The sequence below is a fragment of the Blautia sp. CAG:237 genome (genome assembly GCF_000436615.1).
GTDB lineage: Bacteria > Bacillota > Clostridia > Lachnospirales > Lachnospiraceae > Blautia_A > Blautia_A intestinihominis.
The window spans coordinates 3,614-12,042 of the sequence record NZ_FR886741.1 but is presented as its reverse complement, the minus strand read 5'-3'; the positions used below and the strand labels follow the sequence as shown (position 1 = coordinate 12,042).

Genomic DNA, 8,429 nt, shown 5'->3' with positions numbered 1-8,429 from the left:
TTGCCACAGAGGCAAATTATGGTTCCGCAATGCTTCCTGACGGCGTTCCGTTCTGGGCATTCCTGATCTTCCAGACAGTATTCTGTGCAACCTCCGCTACGATCGTATCCGGAGCCATGGCAGAACGTACTAAATTTTCTTCCTATTGTATCTACAGTTTCCTGATCAGCCTGATCGTTTACCCGGTATCCGGACACTGGATCTGGGGCGGCGGATTTATCAGCCAGATGGGCTTCCATGATTTTGCAGGTTCCTGTGCAGTACATATGGTCGGTGGTGTTGCAGCATTTATCGGTGCCATCATCCTTGGACCTCGTATCGGCAAATACGGAAAAGACGGCAAGTCCAAAGCGATTCCTGGACATAACCTTACCATCGGTGCTTTAGGTGTATTCATCCTCTGGTTCTGCTGGTTCGGATTCAACGGTGCATCTACCGTCAGCATGGAAGGCGATGCTATCGTAAGTGCAGGTAAGATCTTCGTAACTACTAACCTTGCAGCAGCTGTTGCAACTGTCACTGTTCTTCTTATCACATGGGTAAGATACAAAAAACCTGATGTTTCCATGTCCCTCAACGGATCTCTTGCAGGTCTGGTAGCGATCACAGCAGGTTGTGATACCGTTTCTCCTACATCTGCAGCTATCATCGGTATCGCTTCTGGTTTTGTTGTAGTATTTGGTATTGAATTTATTGACAAAGTACTCAAAGTCGATGACCCGGTTGGTGCTGTCGGCGTTCACGGATTAAACGGTGCCTTTGGTACTCTTGCTGTTGGTCTTTTCTCCGATGGTACAGGTACGGAATGGAAAGGTCTCCTCGTAGGCGGCGGTTTCCACGGATTTGGTGTACAGTTTATCGGTATGATCATCACCATCGCATGGGTTGCTGTTACTATGACGATCATTTTCCAGGCGATCAAACATACGGTTGGTCTTCGTGTAACTGCTGAAGAAGAGATCGAAGGTCTGGACTCCAAAGAACATGGTCTTACAAGTGCATACGACGGATTCGTTGTACACGACACTATGACTGTTCCAACACCTATGGGTGTTACAAAAGCAGCTCCTTCCGCAAACACTTCCGCAAATGTTGCACCTGCTGAAGTTGCAGCCACCATTCCAGAACTTCCGAAGGAAGGCGTACATAAACTGACAAAAGTTGTTATCATCACACGACAGAGCAAACTTGAAGAATTCATGCATGCAATGAATGAGATCGGTGTTACCGGTATCACCATCACAAACGTTATGGGATGCGGTGTACAGAAAGGTTCCCGTTCCTACTACCGTGGTGTTGAGATGGATATGAACCTGCTGCCGAAGATCAAGATCGAGATCGTAGTCAGCCTCGTTCCGGTAAGAACCGTCATCGAAACAGCCAAGAAAACACTTCACACCGGTCAGTACGGCGATGGAAAAGTCTTCGTATATGATATCGAAAACGTTGTCAAGATCCGTACCGGTGAGGAAGGATTTGAAGCACTTCAGGATACTCAGCCGCTGGAATAAGATTCCCCCGGCAGTATTAATAGATTTTCCTCTAAGCAAAAGCAGCTCTTCTTTCTGTGTAGAAGGGCTGCTTTTCTGTCGTCTTTTATTCTTCTCTTGTAAGTTTTGGCAAATTCCACCGGTAATGCGCTGCCAGATAACGGATCAGTATTACCACCGCTGAGGCTCCCACCATCGCTGCGACTGCCCCAAAATTCCGGTACAGTACCACACAGACGATTGCTCCGACGATAGACGCGCATGCATAAATATGGCGCACCAGGATATACGGCGGCACACCTGCCATGACATCACGGAGAAGTCCTCCGCCGACACCTGTGACGGTGCCAAGGAACACCAGCAGGAAAGTATAATCCATATATCCATGGGCGATCCCTGTATTCACACCTACCACAGTAAAGATTCCAAGCCCGATTGAGTCCATGACAAGCATTACTTTGTCATAAGTCTCCCTGTTATGTCCCTGAAGGAGTTCCTTCTTAAGATACAGGATCATAAAAACAACACAGGATGTGACCGTTGCGACGACCGTATAAACCGGATGCTGGAACATTGCCGGCGGCACGATCCCGAGGATCACATCACGCACTGCCCCTCCTCCTACAGCTGTCGTGACTCCCAGCACGATCACACCAAAAATATCCATTGCCCGATCTACCGCAACCATGGCACCGGATGCCGCAAAAGCGATCGTCCCGACCATTTCCATAATAAATGTAATGAGCTGCTGATAATCCATAACTTCCCTCTCCAATTCCCCTTTATTTGTTTACTTTCTCACAAGAACTTCTCCGCTTCCTGTGTTTGTCCATCTGTCATCCCTGACTGCGATCTTCCCTCCTGTCAGAACGTAGTCAAATCCCTCGCAGAACTGATCCGGATCATCAAAATCTGCTTTCACCTTGAGATTCTCCAGATGGAAAATATTGATATCTGCTGCCTTCCCTGCCTCCAGAACGCCACGGTCCAGATGCAGAGGTTTCGCTGCTCTTCCTGTCATCTTGTAGACAGCCTCCTCGATCGTAAAGATCTGTCTGTCACGCACATAGTCCGTAAGCACCTTCGGAAATGCGGCATAAACCCTCGGATGATATTTGCCACCTGCCGGATAGATCGCATCTGAGATCAGATTTGCATATTCATCCTTCAGAAAATGCAGCATGTCTTCTTCCGATGCGATCGTGTCAAGCATTGTGACCTGACAGTTTTCTTCGATCAGAATGTCATACAGTGTATCATACGGATCATTTCCTGTAAAGTCTGCGATCTCCTGGATCGTTTTTCCTGCATAGGCTTTGTATTTCTCTGTATGGAGCGTGCTTGTATAGATCTGGTTAAAACCTGCCAGTTCCACGATATTTTCGAATTCATCAGATGGTGTTTTGAGGACTTCTGTCAGATGTTTACGGTATGTTCTGTCCTTCAGTCTCCGGATGATTTCATCCGTACCGCCTTTCTGGCATTCCGGTGGAAGCACATGCACGAGCTGTGTGGAACCTGTCAGATACGGATACAGGTCAAAATCAAGCTGCACACCCTCTGCCCTCGCCTGTGCAAAAAGCCGGAGGGCTTCTTCACATTTCGTTCCCCAGTTTTTCTTTCCGATGCATTTCACATGACTGATGTGCAGCGGGATATGAAGTGCCTTTGCTGCATGGAGGACTTCTTTCTGTGATTCGATCAGACTGTCGCCTTCGCTGCGCACATGCGTCGTGATCGGGATCCCGGTATCTTTGAGCGGACTTAAGACTTCGATCAGGCTTTTTTCATCGTATTCAAATTCCGGCGCATAGGCAATACCAAGACTGATACCGAGTGCTCCTGCGTCCAGGCTCTCCTCGATCTGCTTCCAGGCTGTTCTTAATTCTTCTTTCGTCAAACTTCCTGTCCTGTAGCCGGCTGCACAGGCACGGATCGTTCCGTTTCCCGCGAGCATTCCTGTATTCACGCTCCGCTTCGTCGCTTTCAGGGCATCCATATAGGCGTGGAAGGACTCTGCTGCCGGGCAGCTTTTGTCTTCCTTTATATATTTCTCCGGCGGATTTCCGGTAACGCTACTGATAAAACCAAGAATCTCCTTCTGATGTTCTGTTCCAACCGGTGCGACCGAAAGGCCGCAGTTTCCATTCACAACTGTCGTAAGTCCCTGACGGTTCAGAAGTTCATCGTCACCGTTTTCCAGTGCCTGCCAGTCTCCATGTCTGTGGATGTCAATAAATCCCGGCGTCACATAGCCGCCCTTCGCATCCAGGATCCGCTCCTTCGGAAAATCAGAAGGAAACTCCGTCGTCTTTGTGATTTCTTTGATCCGGCTTCCTTCTATTATGATATTGCCCTCAAAAGGAGCCTCGTTTTTTCCATTTACGATCTTTCCATTACAGATGATATAATCTGCCATTTTGCTCACCTCTGCCGTCATTATAACCGTAATCATGTATTCTTGCAATTGGATATTGCAAAAACTTTTTATTTGCCAAAAATATTTTTATATTGTTATAAAAAAGCAGAAAAAAGCGATACACACCCGCTTCCTTTAAGAAACAGGCTATATCGCTCTGTCTGTGATCGTGTATTTTATTGTGAGGATCACATTCCCAGGGAATCTGCCCATACTTTGAGAGCATTCTTGTCCGCACTTCCGAAACGTTTGCCTTCTTTCCAGTTGGCAGATGCTGCGGCTCTTTTTGTTCATCCAGTCAAGGTCTGCATTGGTGTACGGTACTACAGGCTGGATTTCAAAAAGATCTGCTCCTGTAACTTCTGCCAGGGCTTTTGCCATCTTTGCTGTTACTCCGCTTGCTGAAAAATATGCTACTAATTTCTTTGCCATGATAAAGTTTCCTCCATTCTGTTTGACATTAAAATTTTAATTTGTTACTATGAGTATAACACTTAAACCTGACTTTAGGTCAATACCTTTAGGTAAAATATAGAGTAAATTCCGGTTTTATTTTATGGTTTTACAGATTATGGAGGAATGTAATGGACGTTATCAGTATCAAAGACTTTCCGGGGATCCGCATTGGAAATGCACAGAATGTCGATGGAGGAACAGGATGTACCGTTATCCTGAGCGAAGGCGGCATGTGCGCGGGACTTGATGTCCGCGGGGGCGGTCCTGCTTCGAGGGAAAGCGAACTTCTCAAGCCGCTTGCCAATGCACAGACGATCCACGCCGTACTCTTTGGTGGAGGAAGTGCATTCGGGCTGGATGCCGGCGGCGGTGTCATGCAGTTCCTGGAAGAAAAGGACATCGGTTTTGATGTAGGCGTGACTAAGGTACCGCTTGTCTGCCAGTCGGATCTTTTTGACCTGACCGTAGCTGATCCACACTGCCGCCCGGATAAGGCGATGGGATATGAAGCCTGTAAGAATGCTTATCTTGACAATTACCAGGATGGAAACTTCGGTGCAGGTACAGGAGCAACCATCGGCAAATTTAAGGGGATGGATTTCTGCATGAAATCCGGCATTGGAAGTTATGCTGTGCAGATCGGTGAGCTTAAAGTCGGCGCGATCGTTGCGGTAAATGCACTTGGTGATATTTACGATCACCACTCTGGCAGGATCATCGCCGGTCTACTCAATGAAGACCGTAATTCTTTTGCTGATTCTGCGAAACTGCTCTATCAGTCTTATGAAGTACGCGAAAACAAATTTACAGGAAATACTACGATCGGTGCCATCATCACCAATGCAAAATTCGACAAAAGCCAGCTCTGCAAGATCGCCGGTATGACACACAATGGCTATGCCCGCTCCATCCGTCCGGTGCACACTTCTGCTGACGGCGACAGTATCTACGCCCTTTCCGTCGGAACTGTTGCTGCAGACTGCGATATGGTCGGCACGCTTGCAGCCGATGTCATGTCAGAAGCGATCCTCTGTGCTGTTCGTAGTGCGAAGTCCGCTTATGGTTATCCTGCGCTTCGCGATCTTAACTTTTAATGGAAATCGAAATATCTGAATTCAGGAGGTTTTTATTATGTATTCTATCGGAGAAGTATCTGAAATGTTTGACCTGCCGGTCTCCACGCTTCGCTACTATGACAAGGAGGGACTTTTTCCGGATATGATGCGCGTCTCCGGGATCCGCAAATTCAGCGACCGCGAACTGGAGACTCTGCGTGTCATCGAATGCCTCAAAAAATCCGGCATGGAGATCAAGGACATCCGCCAGTTCATCGAATGGTGTGCCATGGGAAAGGAAACTTACCCGCAGCGCCGTGCCATGTTCCAGCGTCAGCGTCAGAATATTGAGACAGAAATTGAGCGTATGAACCAGGCACTTGATATGCTGAAATACAAATGCTGGTTTTATGACCAGGCAATGAAAGGTGTCAGCGAAGATCAGCTTCATGCGATGATCCCGGATTCTATGCCGGAAGAGATCCAGGTAGCCTACGCTCACGCCCACGAAACAAAATCCGCATAATTTTTTATTCATAAGCAGCACAAAAGCCATACTCCGGGATCATGGCAGTAATCCTTCGGTATGGCTTTTGTTATGGCAAAATTTTGATTTACTTATTAAGTACGTTACTTATATATGTCTGAACATTTAATTCTAAGGAATTATTTGATAAAGCTTACGTGCTTGCAGATTTCTTCTACTGCTTTATCTTTTCTCTGGTTGAAGATTACTTTGTTCTCTTCGAAGAGGTTACGTCCTTCTGTGTCGATGGATACGATCAGAGGTCCGAATTCTTTGACACGGCAGTGCCACAGTGTCTCAGGCATTCCGAGGTCTCTCCACTGAGCATCTACGATCTCTTCTACTTCTGTTGCTGCTACAACTGCGTTTCCAGCCGGGAATACACAGTGGATCGCACCGAATTCTTTGCATGCACGCTCTGTGTTTTCTTTCATACCACCCTTACCGATGATAACACGAACGCCTGTCTCTCTTACGAATTCGTATTCAAATTTTTCCATACGCATACTGGTTGTCGGTCCTACAGATACCATTTCGAACTTATCATTTTCCAGTGGACGGATGATCGGGCCAGCGTGGAAAATTGCTGCATCTCTTACGTTTACAGGAAGTTCACGGCCTTCTTCAACAAGACGTCTGTGAGCAACGTCACGACAGGTTGTCATGCTTCCGTTTAAGTATACGATATCTCCTGCATGGATATCCTTCAGATCTTCTGCTGAGATCGGTGTTGTTAAAATTTTCTTTCCATCTTTCATTTCCAGCATTATAAAGTCACCCCCGAATGTGTTGTGATTGTGTAGTTAAGGTCTTTATCAAAGATAATATGTCCACGTCTGTGGGACCAGCATCCAACGTTTACGGCTACACCGATGGTGGATGGATGTCTTGCTGTGTTTTCGATGTGAACACCCATTACGGAATATTTACCGCCCATACCCTGAGGTCCAAGGCCGATCGCATTGATACCGTCTTCGAGCAGTTTTTCCATGGATGCAGCACGCTCGTTTTCGTTGTGGCTTCCAAGCGGTCTCATAAGAGCTTTCTTGGAAAGCAGTGCAGCTGTTTCTACGGATGTTGCAACACCAACACCTACAAGGAGTGGCGGACAAGCATTTAAGCCATAAGATGTCATGACATCCATAACGAATTTTGTTACACCTTCGTAGCCTTCACCTGGCATCAGGACCATAGCTTTTCCCGGAAGAGTACATCCGCCACCGGCCATGTATGTGTAGATCTCGCATTTGTCGCTGTCCGGAACGATATCCCAGAATACGGTAGGAGTTCCTTTACCAACGTTTTTGCCTGTGTTGTACTCGTCAAATGTTTCTACACTGTTATGACGAAGTGGTGCTTCGAAAGTAGCTTTGACAACTGCTTCTTTGAGGAGTGCTTCCAGTTCTCCGATGAGCGGGAAGTTTGTTCCACATTTTACCCAGAACTGTAATACACCTGTATCCTGGCAGCTTGGTCTGTTGAGTTCTTTTGCCAGAACCTGGTTTCTCTGCATGGTCTGGTAAATTACTTTAGACAGCGGGCTGTCTTCTTTCTCTGCAAGTTCGTTGATCTTTGCCTTGATGTCGTCCGGCAGCACTTTACCAATATAGGAAACAAAGTTTGCCATATAAGTGGTAAGCTGCTCTACCTGTTCTTTCTTACCCATTTGTTTGTCCTCCTGGTTATTATAATTTTAAAGTTAATAATTGAGTTTGAGTTTATTTATCAAATTCCTTTCGCGTTTCTCATTCTCACGGGAAGAATGGGAAAGCGATCGGAAGAATGATCATACTTACGATTGTTGCGATGATGATGAGCGGGAATCCGGATTTTACATAGTCCATGAACTTGTATCCGCCGGCACCTACTACCATTGTGTTTGCTGGCATTCCGATCGGTGTTGCGTATGCGCAGGAACCGCCGATCACACATGCCATCAGTACTGCTCTCGGGTCAGCTCCCATTCCCTGTGCGATTGACAGGCAGATTGGAACCATAAGAGCGGTTGTTGCTGTGTTTGACATGAAGTTTGTCAGGATACAGCAGAGAATGAATACTACAAATGTCAGGATGTATGGAGATGGATTTTCACCAAGTGCTCCAATTACTTTGTTGGCGATCAGTTCACCGGCTCCTGTTTCCTGCAGTGCAGCTGCAAGAGAAAGTGTACCGCCAAAAAGGAAGATCGTCTTGAGATCGATGGATTTGAGTGCATCTTTCTCAGAGATAACTCCTGTGAGGATCAGAAGCAGTGCTCCGATTCCACCGGAAATACATAATTTAATACCAATTTTGTCTTCAAAGATCATTGCCAGCAGTGTCAGGATCAGGATGATCAGGGATAACCACTGTTTCCATGCCGGAACGTCGCTGAAATCTTTTTCTGTATCGAATGCTCCCTCATCTTTGACATCGTGATTTGGAAGAAGTCTGTAACCGATGGTTGCGTAGAACAGAATTCCTACGATCAAGATCGGAAGACC

Annotated in this window: 7 protein-coding genes and 2 pseudogenes; 3 read left to right on the top strand and 6 right to left on the bottom strand. The window is 46.6% G+C overall.

Annotation, left to right across the window (positions count from 1 at the left end):
* Positions 1 to 1,511 (top strand): annotated as a pseudogene (locus tag QZL69_RS08275) (ammonium transporter); the annotation flags it as partial.
* A gap of 85 nt (positions 1,512 to 1,596) precedes the next feature.
* Here the strand turns inward: QZL69_RS08275 and QZL69_RS08270 are convergent.
* The 3 genes and pseudogenes from QZL69_RS08270 to QZL69_RS13995 form a co-directional block, all read right to left on the bottom strand.
* Positions 1,597 to 2,250 (bottom strand): trimeric intracellular cation channel family protein, encoded by a 654-nt coding sequence (locus QZL69_RS08270; RefSeq protein ID WP_022214745.1) that lies wholly within the window; start codon positions 2,248 to 2,250, stop codon positions 1,597 to 1,599.
* A 30-nt stretch (positions 2,251 to 2,280) separates the two neighbouring features.
* A complete protein-coding gene (locus tag QZL69_RS08265; protein ID WP_022214744.1) occupies positions 2,281 to 3,909 on the bottom strand; it encodes an N-acyl-D-amino-acid deacylase family protein in 1,629 nt (542 codons plus the stop codon).
* Between the two features lie 249 nt (positions 3,910 to 4,158).
* A pseudogene (locus tag QZL69_RS13995) lies at positions 4,159 to 4,341 on the bottom strand (flavodoxin); the annotation flags it as partial.
* Between the two features lie 152 nt (positions 4,342 to 4,493).
* Here QZL69_RS13995 and QZL69_RS08255 point away from each other — a divergent pair.
* Complete coding sequence (locus QZL69_RS08255; RefSeq protein ID WP_022214742.1) at positions 4,494 to 5,459, top strand: P1 family peptidase; 966 nt, start codon at positions 4,494 to 4,496, stop codon at positions 5,457 to 5,459.
* A gap of 37 nt (positions 5,460 to 5,496) precedes the next feature.
* Complete coding sequence (locus tag QZL69_RS08250) at positions 5,497 to 5,946, top strand: MerR family transcriptional regulator (RefSeq protein ID WP_022214741.1); 450 nt, start codon at positions 5,497 to 5,499, stop codon at positions 5,944 to 5,946.
* A gap of 140 nt (positions 5,947 to 6,086) precedes the next feature.
* On the opposite strand, the gene ttdB is transcribed toward QZL69_RS08250, so the two are convergent.
* The 3 genes from ttdB to QZL69_RS08235 form a co-directional block, all read right to left on the bottom strand.
* Positions 6,087 to 6,713, bottom strand: a complete 627-nt coding sequence (ttdB, locus tag QZL69_RS08245; protein ID WP_022214740.1) for a L(+)-tartrate dehydratase subunit beta — start codon at positions 6,711 to 6,713, stop codon at positions 6,087 to 6,089.
* Positions 6,713 to 7,612: a L(+)-tartrate dehydratase subunit alpha gene (ttdA, locus tag QZL69_RS08240; RefSeq protein WP_022214739.1), complete on the bottom strand. Its 900-nt coding sequence runs from the start codon at positions 7,610 to 7,612 to the stop codon at positions 6,713 to 6,715. Before ttdA ends, ttdB begins: the two co-directional genes overlap by 1 nt.
* Before the next feature lie 85 nt (positions 7,613 to 7,697).
* The coding region (locus tag QZL69_RS08235) for an SLC13 family permease (RefSeq protein WP_291518994.1) at positions 7,698 to 8,429 on the bottom strand (732 nt) is incomplete at its 5' end.